Genomic DNA, 25704 nt, shown 5'->3' on the forward strand with positions numbered 1-25704 from the left:
TTCTTAAGAGGCGGACTGTGGGTTTAGTTTGTTAGCCAATAATAACGACCAACGGGGCAATACCTGCATTGCGTTTTGCCAAACTACTTTTGAAAATACTTCTTCATTAATACCGCGAATACCAGCTAATTGCTGAGCAATTCTGGGGAGTAAAGCGGGCTCATTAAATTGCCCACCCTCTTCTCTAAGCCATGCCGGCGGAATATCCGGCGCATCCGTTTCAGTAACAATGCTCTCAAGCGGCAATTCTTTTAAAAGACGGCGAATCTGTAATGCTCTATCGTAGGTTGCCGCCCCACCAAATCCTAACCTGAAACCCAATTCAATAAATTGCTCGGCTTGCTGATGACTACCATTAAAAGCGTGCGCTATACCGCTGGGGACTTTTCTTTTGCGTAGGGCTTTGAGAATCGCATCTTGTGAGCGGCGCACATGCAAAATGACTGGCAACTGGAAATGTTGAGCCAAATCGAGTTGTTTATGAAAGAAATATTCTTGGCGCTGCGGATCAAGTCCCTCAACAAAATAATCTAAGCCAATCTCGCCAATGCCCACAAATCGAGGATCGTCTAATGAACCCTCAATTTGTTTCTTGAGAATATCAATATCACTCTCTTGCGCTTGCTTAATATATAGCGGATGAATACCCAGGGTATAAACCAAGCCAGGAATTTGATTGCTAAATTGGTCTACTAACTCTCTAGCCTTAAGCCAATCAGACGATTGAACTGTAGGCAGCAAAATGGCTTTAACGCCTTTACTAGCCGCTCTTGAAACAATCTCAGGAAGAGAGCTTAAAAACTCCGGCGCATCTAGATGGCAATGGGTATCAACCCATACGAGCTTTTTACCAACTTCGCTCATTGCGCGAAAGTCTTTAATACTCCACGCTCTAAATGCAAAATCCGGTCACAACGTTTAGCGCGAATAGGATCATGGGTCACGATCACGAAAGCAGTGCCCTGCTCACGAGCAATATCCAACATTAAGTCAAATACACCATCGGCAGTTTCGGTATCGAGATTACCCGTTGGTTCATCTGCTAAGACGCAAGCTGGATTACCCACTAAGGCACGAGCTACCGCCACTCGCTGGCGCTCACCACCAGATAGCTCACCTGGGGTATGTTGAACTCGCTTAGCTAGACCGACCGCATGCAACATCGTATTGGCACGCTCCATAGACTCTTCATTACTCAATCCACGAATACGTAAAGGTAAGGCGACGTTTTCAACAGCACTGAATTCATCTAAGAGATGATGGAACTGATAAATGAAACCCAAACTCTGATTACGCAATTGATCTAGTTTTCTCACTGGCAATTGATGGAGATTTTCTCCAGCCAAGATGACTGTCCCTGAGCTAGGCGTATCTAAACCACCCAATAAATGCAACAAAGTACTCTTACCTGAACCTGAAGAGCCAACAATTGCTACCTTTTCGGAAGCGTTTACCTGTAAATCAATTTCCTTAAGAACATCAACTGCTGTTGATCCTTTGCCATAGGTCTTTGCTAGGTCGGATGCACTCAGAATCACATCACTGTTTTTTTCATTCTTGAAATTACTCATAGCGCAATGCCTCCGCAGGCTGAACTTGGGCGGCACGTCTACTTGGATACAGGGTTGCTAATATAGAGAGGCCGAAAGCCATTAAGCCCACTGTCACCACATCAGATAAACGCACATCCGAAGGCAACTCACTAATAAAGTAGACATCGCGGGGCAAGAAGCGCACTCGGAAGATTGCCTCTATAGCTGGAACAATCACATCAATATTTAAGGCGATAAGGAGCCCCAAACCAACACCGGCTAGAGAGCCCAGCAATCCAATCGCCAATCCCTGTACCAAGAAGATGCGCTGAATGAGTCCTGGACTTGCGCCCATCGTTCTCAAGATGGCGATATCGGCCTGCTTCTCATTCACCGTCATTACCAAGGTAGAAACCAAATTAAAGGCTGCCACAGCAATGATCAAAGTCAGGATGATGAACATCATCTTCCTTTCAGTTTGAACTGCTGCAAACCAATTGCGATTTGATCTTGACCAATCACTTACCCACAATGCTTGCGGAACAACTTGAGCTAACTCAGATGCAATCTCTGGTGCACGTTGCATATCATCCACCTTCACGCGCAAACCAGATGGATCCTGTAAACGCAATAAAGCGGCGGCATCTTTCCAATGCATGATGGCAAGGGAGCTGTCGTACTCATAATGGCCACTATCCACAATGCCGACGACTTGAAGTGTTCGCATTCTAGGCATGGCACCTGCTGGAGTGAGATCACTTTCTGGAACGATCAGATTAATACGATCGCCAACACGTGCGCCAACCATATTGGCAAGTTGTGCACCTAGGGAAACACCAAAAGTCCCCGGCTTGAGATCCTCAATGCTGCCGGTAACAAATTGTTTTGGTAAATCAGAAACCTTACCTTCTTCGCTTGGAAGTACACCTCTAATAGCGACGCCACGCATCACACTATCGCGACTCAATAAGCCCTGTGAGCTCACCATTGGGGCGACACCAACAACGTGAGGCTGAGCAGCCACCTTCAGTGCAATCGGCTCCCAATTGGCCAAGCCATCTGGGGCAGTAATTTCAACATGAGAAAGGACGGAAAGCATCCGATCGCGCACTTCCTTTTGGAAGCCATTCATGACCGAAAGCACCACAATCAGGGCGGCAACGCCTAAAGCAATACCTGCCGTGGAGATTCCGGAGATAAAAGAGAGGAAGCCATCACGCTTACCCACGGTCTTCCGACGCTTGGATCGGGTGTAGCGCAGGCCAATTTCTAGCTCAATAGGAAGTCTCAACATATATACAGTTTAGTGAATTAAACGAGCAAACCAATGGAAACTGTAAATGCCACCTAAAATCAGGGGAATGACTGCTAATTTGACCTCCCCAGCAAGTGCTTTGCGACGCTTTACCCTGATGGTGTCAGGGGAAGATGCTATTGACGCTGGACTGGACCAGAATACCCCGCCAAGTGGACTGCCACAAGAGCGGTTTCTATTGGGCGATAGACTCCCAATAGCTCCAGTATTGCTATTAGGTCAGAGTGACTTGACGATCAATCCAATTGAAACCATAGCCTGCCTTCAACCGGTGCACCTGCACGCTACCCGAGATCACTTGATTTTGATGGCACAAAGTCAGATAGATCTGACTGAAAATGAATCTGCCGGATTACTAAATGTTGCCCTCCCATTTATTGAAGAGGATTTTGGCAGCAAAGTCTTATTCCAAGGGCAGCGTGATTGGTTTATTCCAGCAGGGCCTTTTGCCAGTCTAGCTACGCACTCCATTGATCAAGCACATGGGCGCAATATCGATTGGTGGATGCCACGCGATACGAGTGAAATTGGAATTGCCAAACTCTGGCGAAAACTCCAGAATGAAATTCAGATGCTCTGGCATATTGACGCAGTCAATGTAGAACGTGAGCAACGCGGATACCCCAGCATTAACTCGCTGTGGATTAGCGGCATCGGCAAACTAGCGGATATTCAGACTCCTCAATTGTTTGAGAAAGTAAATCAGATATATGGAGATCATGCCTTTCTACCTGGATTGGCAAAGTATCTTGGAATTTCCCAGCAGAACGAAATTGATTTCTCAAAACTTCAGAATGCCTTTGCGTGGATTGATCGCCCTGACAGCATTTGGGATAACTTAAGCAAAGCGCTTCTCAATCAAGAATTGCATGAGATTGAAATTATCGATTTTCCAAAGGGTCAAACCCGCCACAGAATCTTTACAGCTAAAGACCTACATAAAAAATCTTGGGCCTTCTGGAAAAAATCAGCACCCTTAACTTGGTTAGAAATCATCTCAACATGAGTGTATTTTCTCAGCGCCCCTTTTCTGATCGTACGGCCAGTTGGTTGCAACAAAGCGGTTTACACCCACTACTGGCTAGACTGTACGCAGCACGTGGTATTGATAAACCCGATGAACTCTCATTAGATCTCAAACAACTTCTCTCACCAGTGGAGTTGAAAAACTGCATCAGCACCGCCACCCTACTCGCCGATATTCTCGAGCGTCAGGAAGCGATGCTGGTGGTGGCAGACTACGACTGTGATGGCGCCACTGCCTGTGCTGTTGCGCTCAGAGGCTTAAAGATGTTGGGTGGGCCAGATACCCCCATTCAGTTCTTAGTGCCGAATCGTTTTACGATGGGCTACGGACTAACTCCAGAGGTAGTGGATTTAGCTGCGCAGCAAACTCCAAAACCCAAATATCTCATTACGGTGGATAACGGTATTGCTAGTGAAGCTGGTGTTGATCGAGCTCGCGAATTGGGCATGGAAGTCATCGTGACTGATCACCACTTACCAGGTGATCGATTACCAAAAGCGACTGCAATCGTGAACCCCAATCAGCCTGGCTGCACATTCCCAAGCAAAGCGCTTGCAGGCGTGGGTGTGATGTTCTATTTATTGGTGGCTCTTCGCGCAGAACTTCGCAAGCGCGGAAAATTTACTACTGAGACTCAACCTAAAATCGAGAACTTATTAGATTTGGTGGCCTTGGGTACGGTAGCGGATGTAGCGCAACTTGATCGTAATAATCGCATCTTGGTTTCCAATGGCTTAAAGCGTATTCGCGCGGGAGTGTCACAAGCAGGTATTCAAGCACTATTTCAGGCCGCAACACGAGATCCTCGAAAAGCCAATACCTTTGATTTAGGTTTTGCAATTGGGCCTCGCCTGAATGCCGCTGGTCGCTTAGCAGATATGACTCTAGGCATCCGCTTATTGCTCAGCGATAAACCTGAAGAGGCTATTGAGCTTGCATACGAACTAGATCGCATTAATCGCGAGCGACGCGTCATTGAAGGTGGCATGCAAGAAGCTGCCCTCGCCCACCTCGCCGAAGATCAATTGGCAGGTACCATAGCCGAGCGCTCTAGCATTTGTCTTTGGAATGCAGAGTGGCATCAAGGCGTAGTTGGTATCGTGGCATCCCGCCTCAAAGAACGTTTTAATCGCCCTGCAATTGTGTTTGCTCCAGCAGATGGTGCTAGCGGAGAAGAGTTACGTGGATCCGGCAGATCATTGACAGGCTTTCATCTACGCGATGCTTTAGATATTGTTTCTAAACGTGAGCCGGGTCTGATTCTCAAATTTGGTGGTCATGCCATGGCAGCGGGCCTGAGCATCAGAAAAGCGGATTTTGAAAAGTTTGATGGAATGTTTCAACAAGTTGCCAATGAATTACTGAACGATGAACTATTAGAGCGTCGCCATATTCATGATGGCTCCCTCGATCTTTCTGAGTTCACGCCAGAAACGGGCGATCTTCTTGCTGAAGAAATCTGGGGCCAGGGCTTTCCTCAGCCCATTTTTTATGGGGAATTTGAAGTCGGACAGCAAAGCCTCATGAAGGAAAAACATCTACGCTTACAGCTTCGCCCGATTGGGGATGGCCAGTTAGCCAGCAAACCATTTACCGGCGTTTGGTTCAACCGGACTCAGCCCTTGCCAGCCAAGGCCAAGCTGGCCTATCGCCTAGTAACAGACCGCTTTCAGGGTCAAGCTCGCGTACAACTCATGGTTGAGGCCCACGACGAGGCTTGATCTGCAATAACCCCCTTATAATTAGGGGATGGAAGCCGAACAACTCAATATTATTTCAAATACCCTGTCCGATCTGCTCACCCGTGAGCAAGCACTTCGGGGGTATCTTTGACTTCGAAGTAAAGTCACGACGCCTTACTGAAGTTAACTCTATTCTTGAAGATCCCACCATTTGGGATGATCAAAAGAAAGCACAAGCCCTCGGCAAAGAAAAGAAATTGCTTGATGGCGTTGTTGCCACCCTCACTGATTTAAATAGCAATATCACTGGTGCCATCGAGTTATTCGATATGGCCAAAGAAGAAAGTGATTTTGAAACGATTGGCGCTATTGAGCAAGACGTTGAGAGCTACAGCAAGATCATCCATGATCTCGAGTTCCGTCGCATGTTCCATAACGAGATGGATTCCTGCAATTGCTTTATTGACATTCAAGCGGGTGCTGGCGGAACAGAGGCTTGCGACTGGGCCAGCATGCTCTTCCGCCAATACCTCAAGTATTGCGAACGCAAAGGCTATAAAACAGAAATTCTGGAAGAGTCTGACGGTGACGTTGCTGGCATTAAGAGCGCCACTATCAAAGTCGATGGTGAGTATGCTTACGGCCACCTCCGCTCAGAGACTGGCGTTCACCGCCTAGTTCGTAAATCACCATTTGATTCATCAAACGGTCGTCACACCTCTTTTGCCAGTATTTATGTATACCCAGAGATTGATGACTCGATTGAGATTGATGTTAATCCAGCCGATATTCGTACTGATACCTATCGCGCCTCTGGTGCGGGTGGTCAGCACATTAATAAAACCGACTCTGCAGTTCGCTTAACCCACCTTCCAACTGGAATTGTGGTGCAGTGTCAGAATGACCGAAGCCAACACCGCAATAGAGCTGAAGCGATGACGATGTTGAAATCACGTTTGTATGAGCATGAGATGCAAAAGCGTCGTGCAGAGCAAGACAAGCTTGAGGCAAGCAAAACCGATGTGGGTTGGGGTCATCAAATCCGCTCCTACGTGCTCGATCAAAGCCGCATTAAAGACTTACGTACTAACGTTGAGATATCCAATACACAAAAAGTATTGGATGGCGATCTTGATGCCTTTATTGAAGCCAGCCTGAAACAAGGCGTTTGATTCATTCCCCCTATTCCAGTTATTAATATTGCATATGAACGATCAAGTGAACTCCAATCCTAACCAAGCGGCAGCCACTGAAGCTGTTGATGAAAATCACATCATTGCCGAGCGTCGCGAGAAATTAGCCAAGTTACGCGAAGGCGGAGTAGCGTTTCCAAATGACTTCGTACCCACCCACTTAGCTGCAGATCTGCATACTCACTATGACAGCCTCACTAAAGAAGAATTAGCCGCTAAGAAGGTGCATGTCAAGGTTGCCGGTCGTATGGTGCTCAAGCGCGTCATGGGAAAAGCCAGTTTTGCGACCATTCAAGATCGTAGCGGTCAGATTCAGTTCTACATCAATGATGAAATCAGCGGTGCTGATACTCATGGTGCATTTAAGCACTGGGATATGGGCGACTTTATCTCTGCCGAAGGCAATCTCTTTAAAACCAATAAGGGTGAACTCTCCGTTGAATGCAGCAATCTGCGCCTGCTGAGCAAATCATTGCGCCCCCTTCCAGATAAGTTTCATGGACTCTCAGATTTAGAGACCAAGTATCGTCAACGCTATGTTGATTTGATTGTGAATCCAGAGAGCCGCAATACATTCAGAGCGCGGAGCAATACGATTGCCTCATTGCGTCGCCATATGCTAGATGCGGACTTCATGGAAGTTGAAACACCAATGCTCCACCCGATTCCTGGGGGTGCTACCGCTAAGCCATTCATTACGCACCACAATGCTTTGGATATGCAAATGTTCTTGCGTATTGCTCCAGAACTCTACTTGAAGCGCTTGGTTGTAGGTGGTTTTGAGCGCGTCTTTGAAATTAACCGCAACTTCCGTAACGAGGGAGTTAGCCCACGTCACAATCCAGAATTCACGATGATGGAATTCTATGCAGCGTATACGGATTACCGTTGGCTGATGGATTTTACGGAGAACTTAATTCGCTCTGCTGCAATGGATGCGCAAGGTACTTCCGTTCTGAACCATCAAGGTCGTGAACTTGATCTCAGCAAACCTTTCCAGCGCCTCACGATTACCGAAGCGATTCTGAAATATTGCGGCCAATCCAATAAGAGCTATGAGCCAGCCCAACTGGAAGATGCTGCATTTATTCGTGCTGAATTGAAAAAAGGTGGCGAGAACCCAGATTCCCCAACCCTGAAGAATGCCGGTATTGGCGCCTTGCAACTTGCTTTATTTGAATTGGTTGCCGAGTCACACCTCTGGGAGCCAACTTACATTATCGATTACCCAATTGAAGTCAGCCCTCTCGCTCGTGAATCCGATACACGTCCTGGCATTACCGAACGCTTTGAATTGTTCATTACCGGTCGTGAGATCGCCAATGGCTTCTCAGAGTTAAATGATGCCGAAGATCAGGCCAACCGCTTCCGTAAGCAAGTGGAGCAAAAAGAAGCGGGTGATGAAGAGGCGATGTACTTTGACCATGACTTCATTCGTGCACTGGAATACGGCATGCCCCCAACAGGCGGTTGTGGCATTGGTATTGATCGCTTAGTCATGCTACTGACTGACGCACCTAATATTCGTGATGTGATTTTGTTCCCTCACCTGCGTCGCGAGGAAGAGTAATTAATTCAAACTCTATTCTTAGAAATTAAAAAGCCGCAGACTCCTCTGCGGCTTTTTCTATTGATAGGCCTGGAAAACTCAACTTGCTGGATATAGTTTTGTGTTCTCGCTATCGATAACCGTGACATTGACTGGAATACCCAGGCTAACACTAGAAGATACGGTGCAGAAATCCTGAAACTGAGCCAACACTCGATCCAGGTTTTCTAAAGTTGCACCTGGAACACCAATATGAATATCAACGTAGATCGCCAGAATGCGTAAGCGGTTTTGTTCATTTCTTCCAATCTCGCAACGTGCCTTGGTTTCAATTGGCTCTGGATTTTGCTTAAATTTTCGGAGGGCAAACAATAGAGAATCAGACAGGCAGTTTGCAACACCAGCGAGCAAGAACTGTGACGGAGTAGCGCCTTGAGATGTACCTAATGGCGGTGGCTCGTCACCATATATAGGATCCCGCTCTTCGTTGTAATAAATCGCAAATTGATAATCAGCTTGCTGAACAAGCCTTACAGAGGGTTCGCCGCTCATATACTCTCCAATAACTTAAAACACTATCTTAATAGATTGCTGGAATTAATTTTTTAACTTTCAATTGGTATGCTGTATAGGCAGGAAAGCGCTCTACCAGCCAAATCTCCTCCCTTCTCGCCTTGACATCAAATAAAACAAATAAGGCAATTGCATAAGCCAAAACATACACGCCAGGGAAGATCAGGAACCAAGCAAGTGCTGCCAGAAGCACTCCAAAATAAATGGGGTGGCGAACATAACGATAGAGGCCAGACTGTACTAACTGCGCATTATCTTTTGGACATGGCAAGGGGGTAAGATTTTTACCCAGATTGATCACTGCAATCAGCATCACCAAGATTGACATCAGGCCAACCGAAATACCAGACGACATCAAGATATTTTTGAGAGACTCGGAAGTCAGTAAATCTGGCCCCTTAGGGCCAAGCAAAATCAAACCAATCAGAATTGCCTGAATGACGACATACCAAGCGCCGCGTTCAATAATAGATTTTGGAGCCAAGGTGTTCATTACTAAAGCGGTATAGGGAGAATGTCACAGTCTACCCTAACAGCTAGTGATGGCTATCTTAAATGTCGCGTTTGTTTTAAAGACAAACACCCTATCATCACGGCATTAAAGACACTCAATGAAATTCAGGGTAAGCTTTGAAACATTAAAAAATATCAATCAGAAGGACTACATGAAAGCTCTCATTTTATTTGGCCACGGCGCCCGTGATGTTCGCTGGCGTGAACCATTTGACCGCTTAAAGGAAAAATGGGTGGCGCAGCATTCCAATATAGGGGTTGAGCTCGCCTTTTTGGAAATGATGGAGCCAAGCCTTGAGGAAGCTGTAGGTTTTTTAGTGTCTCAGGGGGCCAAAGAGATTACGGTTCTACCCGTATTTTTTGGGCAAGGCGGCCACTTACGTAATGACTTTCCCGTCCTACTCGCCGCTTGTCGTGAAAAATTTCCTGAAATTACTTTAAGCGCTACGCCGGCAGTTGGTGAGGACGATGCTGTTTTGCAGTCCATCATTGAGTACGCTGCAAGAGCCATCTAACTCTGAGGACAGTACTTGTGGCTTTTGTCTTAAAGCTTCGCCAATCATAATTAACGCTGGTGAAGCGGCGTTAAACCACTCATTTGCTTCACCCTTAGCCAATTGGCCGAGAGTACTGGACCAATGACGTTCATTCTTGGTGCTGACGGCCTCCAGAATATGGACGGGCGTCCCATCATCGTGCCTGGCATCACTCTCAATTAATTGCTTAGCAATGCTTGTTGCATCTTTACGCCCCATGTAATACACCAAGGTATCTGCATTGGGTTGCGCCAGAGGGGCATGTTCTGATTTTGAAGGATTATCGCCGCCTAGGCCTCGTCCTTGCGCTACAGTGACAAAAGCTACACTTCTACTAACGCCTCGCAAGGTGAGTGATTGCTGCATAGAAGCAGCACCAGCTAAAGCAGCAGTAATGCCAGGCACGACTTCCACTTCAATACCAGCTAGCTTGAGTGCTTGGATTTCTTCATCAGCACGACCAAACATCATCGGGTCGCCACCTTTTAGTCTAATAATGATTTGATACTTTTTTGCCGCATCCACTAAGCGCTTATTAATAAAATGCTGTGCGGAAGAGAGTTTGCCGCAACGCTTACCTACGGCAACTTTAGTTGCCTGAGGGCAAAGCTCCAACATTGTTGGATCTACTAAGGCATCGTGAAACACGATGTCCGCCTGCGCCAATAATCTTGCACCACGCAAAGTAATGAGGTCTGCAGCCCCAGGGCCTGCCCCGACTAAAAAAACCTTACCAAGTTCTGGAGTGTGAGTTGTAGACATTCGCTGTTTCTCTGAGGTGCTTAAGCAATGGTGGCGCGTTGATCGCGCCAGCTGTTTTGCGTCACTACCGAAAAAAGATCAAACTGCTTGAGGGCAATATCGAGGTTTTGATCGGGGCGTAATTCAAAGGCATCAAAGCCAACCCGCGCACCTTGTAAGAGTTGATCAATCAAGACATCGCCAATGGCACGCACCTCACCCTGCCACTCAAAGCGATCTCTTAGTAAAGCGGCAGTACTAAAGCTTCTACCATCTCTAAAAATAGGGAAATGCGCCCCAATCACTGGCCAGAAAGATTTGCCCTCTTCAATGATTTCAGAGTGCTTCAGAATGTCATCATCGGCAGCAAACCAAACACCAATCTCGCCTTTATTGGCACGTTCAATAATGTCAGCATTTTTATAGCGTGTAATCCACCAATGGAATGGCACTAGAACCTTATGAAAGCCATGCTCCAAATCTGGAATGCCACCTTCATCGCGTTCGCCATCCCATACCTGCCACTCATTGGCAATCAAATTTGGCTTTCCGTCTTTAGGGTAATAAATAATTTTTTGGTTCATAGTGTATTTGTAATTAGACCGCTGCGCCCTTGGAGTGTTTGCCATTATTTTTATAGGCGGCTTCCTTAAATGGGATCACACCCAATCTGCGATAGGTCTCAATAAATGGTTCGTCAGTCGAGCGCTGCTCTACATAAGTGTTGATGATGCTAGTCATCACATCCGGAATTTCATTAGCGTAGAAAGAAGGTCCAATGACTTTTCCGATAGATGCATCATTACCTTGATCACCACCTAATGTAATCTGATACCACTCTTCGCCATCCTTATCAACGCCGAGTACTCCGATATTGCCAACGTGATGATGGCCGCAGGAATTGATACAGCCAGAGATATTTAAGGTGATATCACCTAAGTCATGCAAATAATCCAAGTCATCAAATCGCTCCTGAATTGCTTTAGCAATCGGCAAAGATTTGGCATTGGCTAGTGAGCAAAAGTCACCGCCTGGGCAGGCAATGATATCTGTGAGCAAGCCAATATTAGGCAGTACTAAATTATAGTTTTTAGCGGCGCGCCAAAGATTCAACAACTCTGCTTGCTCCACATCAGCTAAAACTAAATTTTGTTCATGCGTTACACGAAGCTCACCAAAACTATATTGGTCGGCTAAGTCAGCGATGGCATTCATTTGCGCGCTAGTGGCATCGCCAGGAGCAGCAGTGCCATGTGGCTTAAGCGACAAAATGACTGGGGCGTAACCAGGGACTTGGTGCGGCCTTACGTTGCGCTCTAGCCAGCGAGTAAATGCAATCTTCTCATTGGCATCTAACCTAGATTCGGCATGAGACTGTAATTGCTCATCACTCAATGCTGGAAGTGTTTTGTAACTTGGCTTGGTAAAGTGCTTAGCGACACGCTCCCACTCAGCTTGTGAGAAGTTATCTTTACCCTGCTTAGTTGCATTATGCAGTTGAGTCCACTCACCCTCCACTTGCCGTGCGAATTCTTCTGGACCTAAAGCCTTGACCAAAATCTTGATCCGCGCCTTATACAGATTGTCACGCCGACCAAATCGGTTATAGACCCTTAGAAGTGCTGTTAAGTAGCTGGGTAGGACTTGCCATGGCACATCTTTTTTAATCAAGGAACCCAGAATCGGGGTACGGCCCATGCCACCACCAGCATAGATATTTGCCGTCAACTCACCATTGTTGATGTTGGGATTTTTCTGAAGCTCTATACCCACGTCATGACAAAGCAATACAGTGCGATCTTCTTTGGCACCGTTAATGGCAAATTTGAACTTACGTGGCAAGTGCGCAAACTCTGGATGGAGTGTTGACCATTGACGGAGTAATTCACAGATAGGTCTAGGGTCGACGTATTCATCAGCCGCGACTCCGGCAAAAGCATCGCTCGTAATATTACGAATACAGTTCCCCGAAGTTTGAATGGCATGCATCTCGACTTTGGCTAGCTCAGCCAAGATATCGGGAGTCTGTTCCAGCTCCACCCAGTTAAATTGAATATTTTGACGAGTCGTAAAGTGGCCATAACCACGGTCATACTTATCCGCAATGAAAGCGAGAGTACGTAACTGTCTAGAACTCAATAAGCCATATGGGATAGCAACGCGCAACATGTAAGCATGCCGCTGATGGTAGAGGCCGTTTTGAAGCCGGAGTGGGCGGAATTCTTCTTCAGCGAGAGTGCCGTTAAGGCGGCGCTCAACCTGGTCTCGAAATTGGGTAACCCGCTGATCTACCAGCGTTTGGTCAATATGGTCGTATTTATACATAGCCTGCACATTGTCTAGTTTTAGTCATATTTCAACAAATAATTAAATGTAGAATCTATATATCTTTATTGATATATAGATGGTTCTCGCTTAACTATCTAGAGACTGCTGACAGGAAAAGATTGGGGTTGAGAGCTAGACGCTAAATTCTGAGGAGCCCCTATACATGGATAGGCCTACAACCTTCTTCAATTAGTAAGTAATGGCCTTTTCAAAAGCCTCATCAACATAAGCCCGATCCTGAGCCAGTACATGCTGAGCAATTAAAAACACTCCCGAAAAAAAGCTAACGCAGACCAATAAACCAAAAGCATGGAATTGATTAAGGCCACTTTGGTTAAGCACCTCAAGATAGCTAGCGCTTTCCAGGGCAAGATGAGTAGATAAGCTCAAAAGAGCCAAACCCAGTAAAACTCTAGCTAAGGCTAAAAATAAAGATTTTTCGCTCGTTGGCTTTGTGGACATAAGACTTCCTTTAAATAGGTACATGAGGATCTTATGGGCTTGGCGTTTATAAGTAAAAGAATCCCTTTTTATAAGCTAAATACTTTTATATCTATAGAACCATGCTCAGAATGAGGATAATTAAGGTTTACACCTCACTAATCAAGCATTTATGGCAGCCTACAACACCGAAACCGTCCTTACTGTTCATCACTGGAATGACACCCTTTTTAGCTTCACTACCACTAGAAACAAGGGCCTACGCTTTCGTAGCGGGCATTTTCTAATGATTGGCTTAGAGGTTGAAGGCAAGCCTTTGGTTCGCGCCTATAGTGTGGCGAGCCCTAATTATGAAGAGCACTTAGAGTTCTTGAGCATCAAGGTTCAAGATGGCCCCCTCACCTCACGCCTCCAGAAAATTCAGATTGGCGATCCTATTTTAGTGAGCGAAAAATCTGTTGGCACCTTGGTCATTGATGACCTAAATCCAGGCAAACATCTCTACCTGTTTAGTACGGGTACAGGGTTAGCGCCATTCATGAGCATCATTCGCGACCCAGATACTTACGAGAAGTTTGAAAAAGTCGTACTCATTCATGGTGTACGTTTAGTGAGCGAACTGGCTTATGGTGATTACATTAAGAATGAGCTCACTCAAGATGAATACATTGGTGAAATCATTCGTGAAAAATTGATCTACTACCCAACTGTTACACGCGAAGCATTCAAGCACACCGGCCGTTTAACTACCGCCATTGAATCTGGCCAACTCTTTAAAGATATTGGTTTGCCCCCACTAGATCCAGCAGTAGATCGTGCGATGATCTGTGGCAGCCCCTCTATGCTCAAAGAGACTGCAGAGATGCTCGATGCCAAAGGCTTCAAGGTTTCTCCGAGCCTAGGTCAATTAGGTGATTATGTGTTTGAGCGCGCCTTTGTGGAAAAGTAATACTTTTTATACCCGAAAGTAATTAGCTTATAGGGATATATTTCTTGTGGATATAGAGACCCCTTGGTAAATTATCTTTAACAAGATATTTACCAAGGAATAAAGAGATGTCCCCCGTACGCGAGCATTACAACCCAATCATTACTAAGCTGCTGAAAGAGCACGATCAGTTGCCGCATGAAAATGTAGCTGAACGAAAGAGCTTTCAACGCAGAATTTTATTCCTGATGACGACCATCAAGATGGAAGAGTTTGAAAACTCTTATGCTTAAATAAATTACAGAGAACTAGTAATGAAAATTAAGCCGATGGTGGCTATAAAAATAGTTTCAACAACCAGCATCACGACAGGCTGCCAACCAAGTTTAGCCAGTTCCTGAAAATTGGTTTTTAGTCCAGCCGCCCCAATAGCGATTACCAGCATCCAACGAGATAAATCAGCGATGGATTGAGTAACTTGTAGTGGCAGTATCTGCATCGAAGCAACGATAGATAGGGCTACAAATCCCAGTAAAAATGTTGGGATTAATCGTAAGCTCCCCCAACCTAAACGCTGAGATGATTTCTCGGCGCCAAAGAAAATAGAAATAAACAAAACCACCGGCAGAAGGAGTGCAACCCGGAATAGCTTTACAACCGTAGCGACATCCCCTGCCTCAGGTCCAAATAACATCCCAGCAGCAACCACCTGCGCAACATCATGAATTGTTGCGCCTAAAAAGATTCCAGCCGGCAAAGAGTTAATACTCAATAGTTGTAATGCAAATGGATAAAGCACCATGGCAATAGTGGAGAGTACGGTAACACCGACCACCACCAGCAAGGTAAACCGCTCGTTCTCTTTGGTTTTAGGAAGCACAGATGCCACTGCCAGGGCCGCGGATGCACCGCAGATACCCACTGATCCACCAGCAATCAAACCAAAATCTGGTGAGAGCTTTAAAAATTTTGCTATGAAGAAGCCAAGGCATACGGTGGCAGCTACTGCAAACATCACCATTAATCCAGTATTGATACCAATTGCACCAATATCGGCAAATGTAATTCGAATACCTAACAAAGCGACACCCAAACGCAAAACTGTTTTGGCGCAAAAATCGATTCCTGGCTTGACTGTATCGTTGAGATATAAAAAGTGGAGTAACAAACCAATCAACAGGGCATATAACAATTGCGGGCCACCATAATTTTCAGACAGAAAACTGGTTGACATGGCAATTACTAAACAGACCATCAGGCCTGGAATATTCTTTTGCGTTGATTTGAGCATGAAAGTTAAACCACCAACTCACTGAAATACTCATGCTGCGTGGTATTGAGTGTAGAGACGCGCCACTCTATCGGATCATCTTGAAGGCCTAAGGCAACCCTTCGAATGATTAAGACCGGCGAATCCGCATTCAGGCCAAGCCATTCAGCATGCTGCTTACCAGCTAGCCCGGCGCGAAGACGCTCACTACTGCGAACAACCGTCTGTCCATACTGCGCTTGATACATCTGATAGATACTGCCAGTTCGATCAATAAAATCTGAACGCGTGAGATTTTTAAACCGTTTCTTGTCCAAGGTAATCTGATCGATCATGACGCATCGCCCCTCAAGAGAAAGGCGGTTCGTAATTCTCCAAACTGGAGTACCCTCCTTGATTTGCAACTTACCAGCCTCTTCTTTATTTGCAGCAGCACTATTGAGGGATGCAAGTTCAACCTTGGGGTAAACCTTCTTTTCGATGTCATGCTTCACAACATGGAAGAAGTAATACAACAGTCTTTTGAGGTCATGCTCAACAACATAGGTTCCCCTGCCTTGGCGACGGACCACGATACCTTCCGCGACTAACTCATCTACCGCTTTGCGCAGGGTTCCTATAGATACATCCAATTCTTTTGATAAATCCTTTTCAGCAGGCAATGCCTGCCCCATAGGATATCGACCCCTGACCAGATCTTCGGTGATCTTTTGCTTTACTTCTTGATAAGCGGTCAGGGATTTCATTGCTAAGTCTTAAGCTGATTCGTACAAACGTGTTAATACGAACTCACGGTGACCGAGAATCTCAGAAGCAGTCAACTCACCATCAGCTGTCCGCTTTAAGCAGTCCAATAGCTTGTTACCTGCATCATCCATATTCTCTTCACGACGCAATAGGCCGGACACATCAACGTCAATGTGCTCACCCATCGTACGAACAGTCTTTGGATTTGCGCAAATCTTAATTACCGGAAGAATGGCATTGCCAATCACGTTACCCTGACCTGTCGGGAAGAAATGGGCCGCGAAACCAGCTGCAGCACACAGAGTTACCATTTCAGCTGCTGCTGATGATGAGTCCATAAAATGCAGTCCAGGAATCTTTGGCTCTTCACCTTTATCAAGCACGCTATCCACAATACATTTTTTACCAATTTTTTGGATATTGCCGAGGGCTTTCTCTTCGATAGTTGTTAAACCACCTGCAATATTGCCTTTGGTTGGCTGAGAGTCAGACAAATCGCTCGTCTTGTGACGCTCAATCACATCCTGGTAACGGTCAAACATCTCGCGAAACTTTTTCTTTACTTCAGGAGTGCGGCAACGTGCCTCAACTAAATGCTCACCACCAGTTAACTCGGTAGTCTCACCAAATACCAAGGTAGAGCCAATTTCATAAAGCTTATCGAATGCATCACCAACAGTTGGGTTTGCACCGCAACCAGAAGTGGTATCGGACTCGCCACACTTAGTAGATACCCACAACTCGGATAGAGGTGCAGACACGCGTTTTTGCTTAGATGCATGCTTCATCATGCTGTAGGCAGCTTTGCTTGCAGAAGCAATAGTTGCAGTGTCGCCATTACCTTCAATCCAGAAGCCTTCTACTGGCTTGCCAGAAGCTTTGATGCCGTCTACAACAATCTTTGTCCACTGTGGCTCAATACCAATAACTACGACTGCAGCTACGTTAGGGTTGCAGCCAGTTCCAATTAAGGTGCGGAAATGCAAGTCTAAGTCAGCTCCGAACTGCAAACGGCCATAGGAGTGCGGGATTGCCATTGCACCTTTGATGTTGTTTGCTACTGCTTCACAAGCCGCGTTAGACAAGTCATCTAAAGGCAAAATCAATACATGATTACGAATACCCATGCGGCCGTTTTCGCGGCGGTAGCCTAAAAAGGTCGCGTCTTTTAAATTGGTCATTTTTTATATCTCTCTCAATGAATAGGTAAATAAGGTGCCGGATTACCAGCGCTTAGTTTTAACGTTTTGAACGTGAAGGTGCTCACCTTTTTTAATTGGAGCTACCACCTTGCCAATATCAACGCCGTATTTCATTACAGTGTCACCTGGCTTGAAATCATTCAATGAAATTTTGTGGCCAATAGGAATATCACTCTCCGACTTGATATTTAAAGTTAGGTCACCATCCATCACCCAACCAATCAAATCAGTCCCGGCTTTGACACCCTCAACTACTACTACACCTACGCCATCTGCTGGCTCATGCACGACAAAGTGGATCATTACTATCTCCTCAATAATCTCATTTATAAAAAACTACTTAGTCCATAACTGGCGAATACCAGTTTGAATTTCTTCCACAACTACATCAGAAACTGTGACGCCATTCTCAAGGCCCATAGCACGCTGTTTAAAACGTCGCTGACCTGGCGGGCGGGTGCCAGAATCTTCAGCCAGAGTTTGTAATAAATCGCTCATTCTGCTGGCAAAGATTGAAGGGCCTGATAAGCCAGGATCAATGGTTAATATCAACTGGCCGATACGCGGACGGTTGCCTTTAGCATCAAAAAAGGAATCCGCCTCATAGGAGAAGCGACTGCCAGAAAGTCCTACTACCAACAACTCAACAATCAGCGCCAGCAATGCACCTTTATCGCCACCCAAAGGAACCATCAATCCCTTGAGACCCTCCTGAGGATCAGTTGTGGGCTTACCCTGAGCAGTTAGAGCCCAACCCTCAGGAATGGATTGGCCATTTTTAGCTGAAATCAATAATTTGCCACGCGCAACAGCAGAAAGAGACATATCAATCACCAAGGGATCGACACTTCCAATCGGAAATGCGGCAGCGAGAGGGTTGGTACCAAAAATAGCCCGAGTACCACCAACCATTGGCATCGCGGCGGGGGTATTGCCAAATAACAAGGAAATGTAGCCGGCACGGGCGGCGGCCTCAACGTAGTGGCCAGCAACTCCAAAATGATGACTATTATTTACCGCCACCAGACCAAGCCCATTTTTGGATGCCAAATTTACAGAAAGGTCAGTCGCAAAACGAAGTGCTGGAAATGCTAGCCCATCACAAGCATCCACCAATGCCGCGGCAGTCTTGAAAGGTCGCACCTTCATTTTGGGGTCAAGCTCAATACGGCCATTTTTTGCATGTGCAGCATATTGCGCAACCCTAGCCAAGCCATGGGAAGAAAGCCCATCTAATTCTGCTAGGGCTAGAAACTGTGCAGTTTCATTAGCAGCCTTACTGCCTATTCCAGAGGCTCTGAGACCAGCCTCGGCTAAATCATGCATTTGAGAATAAGTGAGATTCATGCTGACGCCTTAAAAACAAGAACAATGAAAATCAATTCTTTCAAACACAGGGTTTTAGAGGCTTGACTTAAATGATTGTTAAGGATCAAAATAGATGACATATCTGAATCATATAGATGATTTAGATATCTTGCAAGCAGTAATCCATTGTGCAGCGCAACGAATACAAAGTGGCGCATCATGATGGTTGGAGGAGACAGTAGTGACATATAAGCATATAACTAAACAATAGCAATTAAGCGTATTTTTTTGATGTCTAAGTAGATAAGATACAAAGATCAAATTACCACTGGAGGTCACCGATGTTTAAGATTGAAAAATATAAGTTCAGTAGACGTTTAGTTTTACTAGCCGGCGCACTCACCCTTGCGCTACCACAGCTAGCAACAGCACAATCTTGGCCCACCAAGCCAATTAAATTAATCATTCCCTTTAATGCGGGGGGAACTACAGACATTCTCGGAAGACTCTTAGCGCAGCAATTAACTAAGGATCTAGGGCAAAACGTCGTTGTTGAAAATAAAGGCGGGGCCGGCGGAAACATCGCAGCTGAATTTGTGGCGCAGTCACCTGCTGACGGCTACACCATCATGCTTGCTTCCGGAAGTATGTTGACAGTAAACCCTAATCTCTACAAAAGACTGCCTGTTAATTACAGCAAAGATTTTGTAAACATCACCAATGTGGCTAGCGGTCCAATGATGCTTTCAGTAAGCAACAAAATTCCAGTCAAGAATTTAAATGAGTTCATTACCTACGCTAAAACAAAGGATCTCAATTTTGGATCTGCAGGTATTGGCAGCCAAGTCCACATGGCTGGTGAAAATCTGACCTATGCTGCAAACATCCCAGCGACCCACGTACCATATAAAGGTGAGTCAGCCGCCATTAATGATTTAGTAGCAGGTCAAATTGACTTTATGGTTGGCAACCTCACTGCCGCTACTGGCTTCGCAAAAAATGGTCAGATTAAGCCTATCGCAGTGACTAGCTCTAAGCGTGTTAAACAGTTACCTGATGTTCCTACTGTCGCAGAAAGTGGTATCCCTGGATTTGAGAGCACTGGTTGGTTCGGTTTAGTAGCTCCTGCTAGCACTCCTAAGGCTATTACCGATAAGATCTACGCTGCTACAGTAAAAGCTGTTAACTCTGAAGCCATGAAAAAGAGTTTGGATATGAATGGCCTCACTCCTATTGTTAACACTCAAGATGAATTTAATGCCCAAATCAAAGCTGAGTCAGCTAACTGGGAAAAAGTGATTAAGGGTCGCAACATTAGTACCCAGTAGTATCTGAAGCATTTTTTAAAAGCGAGGATTCGTCCTCGCTTTTTTTATCGCTATTAATTATGCAATCTGTCTAATTAATAGTATTGCACCAGCAAATACCAAGATTAAGCCGTAGGCCATACGCATCATGGAATTACTCAGCCTGGTATGGACATGCGTGCCAGTCCATATTCCCAAAAAGGCTACCGGCATCAGAAGCACGGCCAAACCGATTACCTCCCAACTTAATATCAGACCAGTTACCAGCATCAGAATCAGTCGCAAGAAGGTCAACATAAAGATGGCAAACGCCATGGTTGCGCGCAATATCTTAGGGTTGTTAATACGAAGACCTAGATAAGAGACGTACAGTGGTCCACCGGTAGCAAAGAGCGCAGTAAATGCACCCCCCAAAAAACCAAGGGGTAATGCCCACCATTTACTAATGGGGTCTCTCGTTTCAACATTCCTTTGAATGAGAACCCTTACGCCATTAACCGCTGCAAATAATCCAAGAATCAATAACAAAGGTTCGCTTGGGGATTTAACCAGCAAAAAAATTCCCAAGAACATACCCATAACGCTAAAAGGAAATAGCCATTTCAGCTCTTGAATATCGGCGTCACCTGAGGACTTCCTGCCAACATACAAGGAAGCGCAGATGTCAACCAATACCATCATTGGCACAACTACTTTTAAGGGGTACATCTGAACCAGGAGTGGGACTGCCACTATTGAGGATCCGAATCCTGACACCCCAAAGATAAAGAATGCGCACAGAACAATTAATACTGCTAGCGCAAATGAGAGTGGTTCGATTAAATCAAAAATAATTAACTCTCAACTAAGATCGTCTCGCCTGGCTTAATCATGGTGAATTGAACTGGTCTATTTTCAATTCTTAAGCCCTGATCGCTTAACTGCACCGCAGTGAAATAGGAACTCTCCAATGGCCCCGGCTCGGGGAAATCATCGCGATAGTGAGCACCTCTTGAATTTTCTCTTGAGAGAGCCGCCTCAGTTACCGCCTTACTCACTAGGATCAAATTGCGTAAATTCATCCAATCCTGCCAAGTAATGCTGTACTGCCTCTGAATATCGCCGACACCCATTTGATCCAACTGCCGCTCTAATTCATCCAATTTAACTCGAGCCTGAATCAAATTGTCTCTGCTACGTGAAATTCCAACATCGTCCCACATGCACTCTGCCAGAGCATCGCGAATCATCTCAATATCACCTGCAGGTTTCTTGAGAGGAGATTCGTGAGCTTCAATGCTAGCTAGAACCTCCGACATATTGCACTCTTGGAAAGATTGTGAAGTCACCCACTTGGCCATCTCTTCACCCGCAATACCGCCATACACAGTGGAATTAGCTACCCCATTGCCACCCAAGCGATTAGCACCATGCACACCGCCGGTATCTTCACCAGCAGCAAATAATCCCGGCAACTCTGTGCTGCAATCTTTTTTAAATACTAGGCCACCCATCATGTAGTGTGCTGTTGGCACCACCTCCACCAAGTCGCCAGCAAGATCAAATCCGCTATCAGCGCAACGTTCAACCATACCCTTAAATTGCTGACGGACATTATCGGGCCCTAGATGACTCATCTGAATATAAACACCACCATTAGGTGTTGCTCTACCAGCCCGAATCTCTGAGTTAATCGATCTCGAAACAATGTCTCGTGTAGCACGCTCATTACGAGGATCATAGTTACCCATAAATCGCTCATGATTGCCATTGAGTAAATATCCGCCTGCACCACGCAGACCTTCCTCAAGAACAGTACCAGTCATCCTAGTTCCAGGCCCTGCCAACATTCCTGTTGGATGGAACTGCACCATCTCCATGTCACGCAGAGTAAGGCCTGCGCGTAGCGCCATAGCCAAGCCATCACAACTCTTATCGCCTGAAGGGGTGTGATACTTATACATAGTAGGTCCACCACCCGTGGCTAAAAGGACTGCCTTAGCACGTACGAGAGTGAACTGACCAGTTTGCATATTGAGCATTAGGACGCCAGCAAGGAATTTGCCATCTGTACTATGAATCAATTCAACAGCCCTGTGCTCCTCGAGACGATGAATGCCTCTTGCCCATACTTGTTCGGCAAGACGATTAATAATTTCAATTCCAGTTAAATCACCCTTATGAACTGTGCGATCAAATGTTTGTCCTGCAAATGCTTTTTGATGCACAGTCCCATCTGGATTGCGATCAAAGAAACAACCGAGCTCATTTTCCAGCTCATGAATACGTTCTACAGCCTTACTGACCAAAGTCCATGCAAGCTCTTGATCGGATAACCACTTGCCGCCCTCAATCGTATCCATAAAGTGACGCTCTACAGAGTCACCTTCAGCTAACGCTACGTTGTAACCACCCTGAACCATGCGGGTACAACCGCACTTACCAAGCAGACCCTTTACAGCAATAGTGATGTGAAGATTTGGATTGGTTTGATGTGCATGCAAAGCTGCAAATAGTCCTGCGCCACCAGAACCCAGAATCAGGATGTCCGTTTCAAGCGTGGAGATATTCATGATGCAATTCCAAAACTCTTCAATACAGCCTCTTTATTACGAGCAACATCACCTTTAACTTCTTGATAAATACTTCCGCCATGACTATCCATCGCCACTAGCAAAGGGCCAAAATCTTTAATCTTGAAACGCCAGAGAGACTCTGGATTGAGGTCATCCATGTCTACATCTTCAATCTGCTCAATCCAAGTCGTCTCAAGCGCTGCTGTGCCACCAATAATTGCAAGATACACGCCGCCAATTTCCTGAAAGGCTGCCGCAGACCCTTCTCGCATACCACCCTTACCAACAATCATGCGAACGCCATTTTCAGTCATTAATGGGCGGGTAAACCGCTCCATGCGATCTGAGGTAGTTGTGCCAATGCAGATTGGCTGATAGCCAGCTGGAAATTCTGTGCTAACCGGAACTTTGCGTACATTAGGTGCCGTATGGATGACAGCATGGCCACTCAAATCAAATCGAGTTTTCCGGCCTTTATCGAATAAGTGAATCTGCGTGGCATCTCGAATACCAAACAAAGTGTTTTGCAACGTTACTGTGTCGTTAATGCGAAGTTTACGAATATCAGCTTCGCTAACAGGAGTTGGAAGGTTGTAATGGGCCATCTTTGCTCCTAGAACCCGTAAGTCACACCGTCAGGCGTAAAAGTTGCTCGCGCTCTACGAGCCGAGTGGCACTGCATATTGACAGCTACGGGATTTAATGTGATGTGTGTATGAGCAAGCTCTACATGAACAGCAAATGCCGTGCCATCGCCACCCAAGCCTTGAGGGCCAATACCTAATTTATTCACGGCGGCCGTTAATTCTTGTTCTAACTTAGCACCCTCTTCATCGCTACAAACAGTACCTAATGCCCTTGTAGCAGCACGCTTAGCCATTGCAACACATTGCTCTGAAGTGCCGCCAATACCAACTCCAACAATGGTTGGCGGGCAAGTTTTGCCTCCAGCAGAAACAACGCTTTCAATCACAAAGGCTTTTACGCCATTAATACCATCAGCAGGAATGGCCATCTTCAAAAAAGAATTATTTTCTGAGCCACTTCCTTTGGGGACCATCTCAATTTCAAGCATTTGATCGTCATCACAAAAATCAATGCTGATTGCAGGCATATCAATGCCGCAAGAAGTGTGATTATTTTTTCTAGTGATTGGGTGGACTACAGAAGATCGCAATGGATATTCGGTAGTAGCACGTTCACAACCCTTGCGAATCGCCGCCTTTAGCTCCATGCCGTCAAGCTGAACATTACGACCAATCTTCACTTTGTAAATCGGCAAGCCAGTATCTTGGCAAAGTAAATTATCCTCGCGCTCGGCTACTGAAATATTAGTGATCATGGTTTTTAAGACAACCTGGGCACGCGCATCTGTCTCACCTTGATTTAAACGCTCGATACCAGCCTTCACATCATCTGGCAGAACTTTTAATGCTCGGATATAAAGCTCCTTACAAGCCTCTTCAACTGCTTTCATTTGTAACTGCATCACATTACCCAATCAGTTTGCTAAATACAAAAATAGAAGTCCGCAAGCGATGCCGAATAAGATGGCTGCCTGTGTCCAAGCCTTACGAAGACCGCGCCATGGACCAAACTCAATCATGAGTAGTCGAATCCCACCAACTAAATGAATGGCTAGCAAAATAACGAGTGCCCATTCACCAAATTTGAATACCCAAAAATCGGTTAACCCCAAATAGCGCTCAAAGCCACTAGCTCCGCGCAAAGACTGAGAAAGCATTAAGAAATGCAAAGGGATGAAACAAGCCAAAAGTAATCCTGAGAAGCGATGGCACGCATAAGCAAAATAGGAGAGATGACTCTTTGCGCGTAAGTCAATTTTTGGTCGAGAACTCATAGAGCGCCTCCGGTATACACGCCAACAACAGCTGTAGTTCCGAGAACGAGTATGAGTGCTGCGAGGATTGAAGACAAAGCCTTGGAGAGCAAGCCCTTCGAAAAAGTTTCTTCCAAGATATTAGCCAAGCCAATAGGTGCATGCACAAAGCAAGCTAAGACAAAAATCTCGTAAAAAACAGCGAAAGCAATATTGCCTTGTGTGCGGCCCAGGATCTCTTCAGCACTTAGCCCGCCGCGTATTGCGTAGAAAATAATAATGAGATGAATGCTGACACAGAGCCCCAAAATCATGGCGCTAATTCTTTGGGCATACCAAAGCTTGGCCTGCAAAACTGCTTGGCTCATAACTTGCCCCATTTACTGCCACGTACCGCAGCTCTGGCTACTAATTTCTTAAGGCCGGCAATACTGGCTGTAGGCTCAAGCTTTTTCGGACAGCGCTCAGTACAGGATCCGTGCGTATGGCATGCATGACAGCCTTCGTCACCAGCAACTGCACGCAGGCGATCCAATTGCTGCACATCACGTATGTCATTTGTTAGTGTCCAAGCACGATTCAAAGCTGCAGGACCAAGATAGTTAGGACGTTTTTCAACCACCTCACAAGAGGAATAGCAGACTCCACAACCAATACACTCAATACCGGCATTTGCCAATTGGCGCTCGGTTGACTCTGGCTCAACTTTTGCAAAATCATCATGACGGGTTTTATCACCCTTAAAGAAGCCAACAGCACCTTTCCACTTATTAAAGAACTCACGCATATCTGTAGCGAGATCTTTAATGACAGGAAGATTATTTAATGGTGCAATCTCTAACGCATCACCCTCAACAATTTGAGAGACATGGGTGCGGCAAGTCCAGCGAGCAACACCGTTGACGGTCATGGCGCAAGAGCCACACATACCAACTCGACAAGCAAAGCGATAGCTGAGAGTTGGGTCTAACTTTCGCTGAATGTAGGTCACCACATCCAAAACCGTTTGATTTGGATTACGTGGCACTAAATACTCAACAAACTCGCCTTCTTGAGCACCGCGCCAGACTTTTACCTTGAGATCTGAATTTGGCATGGATTCATTATATCGATAGAT

General features: G+C 45.8%; 29 protein-coding genes. 8 read left to right on the top strand and 21 right to left on the bottom strand.

The window, feature by feature from the left end; genetic code table 11:
• Positions 1–3: 3 nt before the first annotated feature.
• From GQ359_RS06710 to GQ359_RS06720, 3 genes are read right to left on the bottom strand one after another with little or no spacing between them, the layout of a single operon-like run.
• Entirely contained in the window at positions 4–864 is an 861-nt protein-coding gene (locus tag GQ359_RS06710) for a TatD family hydrolase (protein WP_215386152.1), read from the bottom strand.
• Positions 861–1571: a lipoprotein-releasing ABC transporter ATP-binding protein LolD gene (gene lolD, locus GQ359_RS06715; protein ID WP_215386154.1), complete on the bottom strand. Its 711-nt coding sequence runs from the start codon at positions 1569–1571 to the stop codon at positions 861–863. Before lolD ends, GQ359_RS06710 begins: the two co-directional genes overlap by 4 nt.
• Positions 1564–2823 (bottom strand): lipoprotein-releasing ABC transporter permease subunit, encoded by a 1260-nt coding sequence (locus GQ359_RS06720; RefSeq protein ID WP_215387922.1) that lies wholly within the window; start codon positions 2821–2823, stop codon positions 1564–1566. The genes lolD and GQ359_RS06720 overlap by 8 nt, the downstream gene beginning before the upstream one ends.
• A gap of 70 nt (positions 2824–2893) precedes the next feature.
• Between GQ359_RS06720 and GQ359_RS06725 the strand changes: the two genes are divergently transcribed.
• The 4 genes from GQ359_RS06725 to lysS all read left to right on the top strand — a co-directional run bounded on the left by GQ359_RS06725 (position 2894) and on the right by lysS (position 8319).
• Positions 2894–3853: a hypothetical protein gene (locus tag GQ359_RS06725; protein WP_251367845.1), complete on the top strand. Its 960-nt coding sequence runs from the start codon at positions 2894–2896 to the stop codon at positions 3851–3853.
• On the top strand, positions 3850–5595 hold the full coding sequence (gene recJ, locus GQ359_RS06730; protein ID WP_215386158.1) for a single-stranded-DNA-specific exonuclease RecJ: 1746 nt from the start codon (positions 3850–3852) through the stop codon (positions 5593–5595). Before GQ359_RS06725 ends, recJ begins: the two co-directional genes overlap by 4 nt.
• Before the next feature lie 28 nt (positions 5596–5623).
• Positions 5624–6728, top strand: a protein-coding gene (gene prfB / locus GQ359_RS06735; protein ID WP_215301335.1) for a peptide chain release factor 2 whose coding sequence is annotated in 2 segments (ribosomal slippage) — positions 5624–5704 and positions 5706–6728 — 1104 coding nt in all. Because the reading frame shifts where the segments join, the coding sequence is not laid out codon by codon here.
• Positions 6729–6762: 34 nt separating this feature from the next.
• Positions 6763–8319 carry a lysine--tRNA ligase gene (gene lysS, locus GQ359_RS06740; protein WP_215386160.1) on the top strand — a complete coding sequence of 519 codons (1557 nt, stop codon included), beginning with the start codon at positions 6763–6765 and terminating at the stop codon, positions 8317–8319.
• A gap of 78 nt (positions 8320–8397) precedes the next feature.
• Here the strand turns inward: lysS and GQ359_RS06745 are convergent, their stop codons facing one another.
• Positions 8398–8850 carry an OsmC family protein gene (locus tag GQ359_RS06745; RefSeq protein ID WP_215386162.1) on the bottom strand — a complete coding sequence of 151 codons (453 nt, stop codon included), beginning with the start codon at positions 8848–8850 and terminating at the stop codon, positions 8398–8400.
• Between the two features lie 28 nt (positions 8851–8878).
• Positions 8879–9355: an isoprenylcysteine carboxylmethyltransferase family protein gene (locus tag GQ359_RS06750; protein WP_215386164.1), complete on the bottom strand. Its 477-nt coding sequence runs from the start codon at positions 9353–9355 to the stop codon at positions 8879–8881.
• A gap of 181 nt (positions 9356–9536) precedes the next feature.
• Between GQ359_RS06750 and GQ359_RS06755 the strand changes: the two genes are divergently transcribed.
• Entirely contained in the window at positions 9537–9899 is a 363-nt protein-coding gene (locus GQ359_RS06755) for a sirohydrochlorin chelatase (protein WP_215386166.1), read from the top strand.
• Here the strand turns inward: GQ359_RS06755 and cobA are convergent.
• The 4 genes from cobA to GQ359_RS06775 form a co-directional block, all read right to left on the bottom strand.
• Positions 9822–10682, bottom strand: coding sequence for a uroporphyrinogen-III C-methyltransferase (gene cobA, locus GQ359_RS06760; RefSeq protein ID WP_215386168.1), 861 nt, complete (start codon positions 10680–10682; stop codon positions 9822–9824). The two genes, GQ359_RS06755 and cobA, sit on opposite strands and share 78 nt — an antisense overlap.
• A gap of 20 nt (positions 10683–10702) precedes the next feature.
• Entirely contained in the window at positions 10703–11245 is a 543-nt protein-coding gene (locus tag GQ359_RS06765; RefSeq protein WP_215386169.1) for a DUF934 domain-containing protein, read from the bottom strand.
• A 13-nt stretch (positions 11246–11258) separates the two neighbouring features.
• Complete coding sequence (locus tag GQ359_RS06770) at positions 11259–12986, bottom strand: nitrite/sulfite reductase (protein ID WP_215386171.1); 1728 nt, start codon at positions 12984–12986, stop codon at positions 11259–11261.
• 192 nt (positions 12987–13178) lie between these two features.
• Positions 13179–13451 carry a hypothetical protein gene (locus tag GQ359_RS06775; protein WP_215386173.1) on the bottom strand — a complete coding sequence of 91 codons (273 nt, stop codon included), beginning with the start codon at positions 13449–13451 and terminating at the stop codon, positions 13179–13181.
• A gap of 151 nt (positions 13452–13602) precedes the next feature.
• Here GQ359_RS06775 and GQ359_RS06780 point away from each other — a divergent pair, with 151 nt between their 5' ends.
• Positions 13603–14379, top strand: a complete 777-nt coding sequence (locus GQ359_RS06780; protein ID WP_215386175.1) for a ferredoxin--NADP reductase — start codon at positions 13603–13605, stop codon at positions 14377–14379.
• A 107-nt stretch (positions 14380–14486) separates the two neighbouring features.
• A complete protein-coding gene (locus GQ359_RS06785; protein WP_215387976.1) occupies positions 14487–14651 on the top strand; it encodes a hypothetical protein in 165 nt (54 codons plus the stop codon).
• A gap of 5 nt (positions 14652–14656) precedes the next feature.
• On the opposite strand, the gene GQ359_RS06790 is transcribed toward GQ359_RS06785, so the two are convergent.
• From GQ359_RS06790 to GQ359_RS06810, 5 genes are read right to left on the bottom strand one after another with little or no spacing between them, the layout of a single operon-like run.
• Positions 14657–15649: a YeiH family protein gene (locus GQ359_RS06790; protein WP_251367846.1), complete on the bottom strand. Its 993-nt coding sequence runs from the start codon at positions 15647–15649 to the stop codon at positions 14657–14659.
• 5 nt (positions 15650–15654) lie between these two features.
• Entirely contained in the window at positions 15655–16374 is a 720-nt protein-coding gene (locus GQ359_RS06795; RefSeq protein WP_215386177.1) for a GntR family transcriptional regulator, read from the bottom strand.
• Positions 16375–16383: 9 nt separating this feature from the next.
• A complete protein-coding gene (locus GQ359_RS06800) occupies positions 16384–17556 on the bottom strand; it encodes a UxaA family hydrolase (RefSeq protein WP_215301361.1) in 1173 nt (390 codons plus the stop codon).
• Between the two features lie 42 nt (positions 17557–17598).
• Entirely contained in the window at positions 17599–17880 is a 282-nt protein-coding gene (locus GQ359_RS06805; protein WP_015421504.1) for an SAF domain-containing protein, read from the bottom strand.
• 33 nt (positions 17881–17913) lie between these two features.
• The gene (locus GQ359_RS06810; RefSeq protein WP_215386179.1) at positions 17914–18924 is read right to left on the bottom strand and encodes an Ldh family oxidoreductase; all 1011 of its coding nucleotides are present in this window, start codon (positions 18922–18924) and stop codon (positions 17914–17916) included.
• A gap of 302 nt (positions 18925–19226) precedes the next feature.
• On the opposite strand from GQ359_RS06810, the gene GQ359_RS06815 reads away from it, so the two are divergent.
• The gene (locus GQ359_RS06815; RefSeq protein WP_215301364.1) at positions 19227–20213 is read left to right on the top strand and encodes a tripartite tricarboxylate transporter substrate binding protein; all 987 of its coding nucleotides are present in this window, start codon (positions 19227–19229) and stop codon (positions 20211–20213) included.
• 57 nt (positions 20214–20270) lie between these two features.
• On the opposite strand, the gene GQ359_RS06820 is transcribed toward GQ359_RS06815, so the two are convergent.
• Genes GQ359_RS06820 through GQ359_RS06850 form a run of 7 tightly spaced genes read right to left on the bottom strand, consistent with a single transcriptional unit; the run spans position 20271 to position 25683 of the window.
• Positions 20271–21026: a sulfite exporter TauE/SafE family protein gene (locus GQ359_RS06820; protein ID WP_371822470.1), complete on the bottom strand. Its 756-nt coding sequence runs from the start codon at positions 21024–21026 to the stop codon at positions 20271–20273.
• Positions 21026–22744 carry an L-aspartate oxidase gene (locus GQ359_RS06825; protein WP_215386183.1) on the bottom strand — a complete coding sequence of 573 codons (1719 nt, stop codon included), beginning with the start codon at positions 22742–22744 and terminating at the stop codon, positions 21026–21028. The genes GQ359_RS06820 and GQ359_RS06825 overlap by 1 nt, the downstream gene beginning before the upstream one ends.
• Positions 22741–23352 (bottom strand): fumarate hydratase C-terminal domain-containing protein, encoded by a 612-nt coding sequence (locus tag GQ359_RS06830; protein WP_215386185.1) that lies wholly within the window; start codon positions 23350–23352, stop codon positions 22741–22743. Before GQ359_RS06830 ends, GQ359_RS06825 begins: the two co-directional genes overlap by 4 nt.
• An 8-nt stretch (positions 23353–23360) precedes the next feature.
• Positions 23361–24236: a fumarate hydratase gene (locus GQ359_RS06835; protein ID WP_215386187.1), complete on the bottom strand. Its 876-nt coding sequence runs from the start codon at positions 24234–24236 to the stop codon at positions 23361–23363.
• Positions 24237–24248: 12 nt separating this feature from the next.
• Positions 24249–24608: a succinate dehydrogenase, cytochrome b556 subunit gene (gene sdhC / locus GQ359_RS06840; RefSeq protein ID WP_215301377.1), complete on the bottom strand. Its 360-nt coding sequence runs from the start codon at positions 24606–24608 to the stop codon at positions 24249–24251.
• Positions 24605–24955: a succinate dehydrogenase gene (locus GQ359_RS06845; protein ID WP_215386189.1), complete on the bottom strand. Its 351-nt coding sequence runs from the start codon at positions 24953–24955 to the stop codon at positions 24605–24607. The genes sdhC and GQ359_RS06845 overlap by 4 nt, the downstream gene beginning before the upstream one ends.
• Positions 24952–25683 carry a succinate dehydrogenase/fumarate reductase iron-sulfur subunit gene (locus GQ359_RS06850; protein ID WP_215386191.1) on the bottom strand — a complete coding sequence of 244 codons (732 nt, stop codon included), beginning with the start codon at positions 25681–25683 and terminating at the stop codon, positions 24952–24954. The genes GQ359_RS06845 and GQ359_RS06850 overlap by 4 nt, the downstream gene beginning before the upstream one ends.
• Between the last annotated feature and the right edge of the window lie 21 nt (positions 25684–25704).

The organism is Polynucleobacter sp. AM-7D1, assembly GCF_018688455.1.
Lineage (GTDB): Bacteria > Pseudomonadota > Gammaproteobacteria > Burkholderiales > Burkholderiaceae > Polynucleobacter.

Excerpts from the sequence above, each read along its gene's own strand:
- GQ359_RS06790 (WP_251367846.1), bottom strand. The coding sequence starts at position 15,649 with ATGCTCAAATCAACGCAAAAGAATATTCCAGGCCTGATGGTCTGTTTA.
- GQ359_RS06805 (WP_015421504.1), bottom strand. The coding sequence starts at position 17,880 with ATGATCCACTTTGTCGTGCATGAGCCAGCAGATGGCGTAGGTGTAGTA.
- GQ359_RS06795 (WP_215386177.1), bottom strand. The coding sequence starts at position 16,374 with ATGAAATCCCTGACCGCTTATCAAGAAGTAAAGCAAAAGATCACCGAA.
- GQ359_RS06815 (WP_215301364.1), top strand. The coding sequence starts at position 19,227 with ATGTTTAAGATTGAAAAATATAAGTTCAGTAGACGTTTAGTTTTACTA.
- recJ (WP_215386158.1), top strand. The coding sequence starts at position 3,850 with ATGAGTGTATTTTCTCAGCGCCCCTTTTCTGATCGTACGGCCAGTTGG.
- GQ359_RS06850 (WP_215386191.1), bottom strand. The coding sequence starts at position 25,683 with ATGCCAAATTCAGATCTCAAGGTAAAAGTCTGGCGCGGTGCTCAAGAA.
- sdhC (WP_215301377.1), bottom strand. The coding sequence starts at position 24,608 with ATGAGTTCTCGACCAAAAATTGACTTACGCGCAAAGAGTCATCTCTCC.
- GQ359_RS06800 (WP_215301361.1), bottom strand. The coding sequence starts at position 17,556 with ATGACCAATTTAAAAGACGCGACCTTTTTAGGCTACCGCCGCGAAAAC.
- GQ359_RS06830 (WP_215386185.1), bottom strand. The coding sequence starts at position 23,352 with ATGGCCCATTACAACCTTCCAACTCCTGTTAGCGAAGCTGATATTCGT.
- lolD (WP_215386154.1), bottom strand. The coding sequence starts at position 1,571 with ATGAGTAATTTCAAGAATGAAAAAAACAGTGATGTGATTCTGAGTGCA.
- GQ359_RS06835 (WP_215386187.1), bottom strand. The coding sequence starts at position 24,236 with ATGCAGTTACAAATGAAAGCAGTTGAAGAGGCTTGTAAGGAGCTTTAT.
- GQ359_RS06745 (WP_215386162.1), bottom strand. The coding sequence starts at position 8,850 with ATGAGCGGCGAACCCTCTGTAAGGCTTGTTCAGCAAGCTGATTATCAA.
- GQ359_RS06785 (WP_215387976.1), top strand. The coding sequence starts at position 14,487 with ATGTCCCCCGTACGCGAGCATTACAACCCAATCATTACTAAGCTGCTG.
- cobA (WP_215386168.1), bottom strand. The coding sequence starts at position 10,682 with ATGTCTACAACTCACACTCCAGAACTTGGTAAGGTTTTTTTAGTCGGG.
- GQ359_RS06755 (WP_215386166.1), top strand. The coding sequence starts at position 9,537 with ATGAAAGCTCTCATTTTATTTGGCCACGGCGCCCGTGATGTTCGCTGG.
- GQ359_RS06775 (WP_215386173.1), bottom strand. The coding sequence starts at position 13,451 with ATGTCCACAAAGCCAACGAGCGAAAAATCTTTATTTTTAGCCTTAGCT.
- GQ359_RS06845 (WP_215386189.1), bottom strand. The coding sequence starts at position 24,955 with ATGAGCCAAGCAGTTTTGCAGGCCAAGCTTTGGTATGCCCAAAGAATT.
- GQ359_RS06765 (WP_215386169.1), bottom strand. The coding sequence starts at position 11,245 with ATGAACCAAAAAATTATTTATTACCCTAAAGACGGAAAGCCAAATTTG.
- GQ359_RS06725 (WP_251367845.1), top strand. The coding sequence starts at position 2,894 with ATGACTGCTAATTTGACCTCCCCAGCAAGTGCTTTGCGACGCTTTACC.
- GQ359_RS06825 (WP_215386183.1), bottom strand. The coding sequence starts at position 22,744 with ATGAATATCTCCACGCTTGAAACGGACATCCTGATTCTGGGTTCTGGT.
- GQ359_RS06810 (WP_215386179.1), bottom strand. The coding sequence starts at position 18,924 with ATGAATCTCACTTATTCTCAAATGCATGATTTAGCCGAGGCTGGTCTC.
- lysS (WP_215386160.1), top strand. The coding sequence starts at position 6,763 with ATGAACGATCAAGTGAACTCCAATCCTAACCAAGCGGCAGCCACTGAA.
- GQ359_RS06710 (WP_215386152.1), bottom strand. The coding sequence starts at position 864 with ATGAGCGAAGTTGGTAAAAAGCTCGTATGGGTTGATACCCATTGCCAT.
- GQ359_RS06780 (WP_215386175.1), top strand. The coding sequence starts at position 13,603 with ATGGCAGCCTACAACACCGAAACCGTCCTTACTGTTCATCACTGGAAT.
- GQ359_RS06770 (WP_215386171.1), bottom strand. The coding sequence starts at position 12,986 with ATGTATAAATACGACCATATTGACCAAACGCTGGTAGATCAGCGGGTT.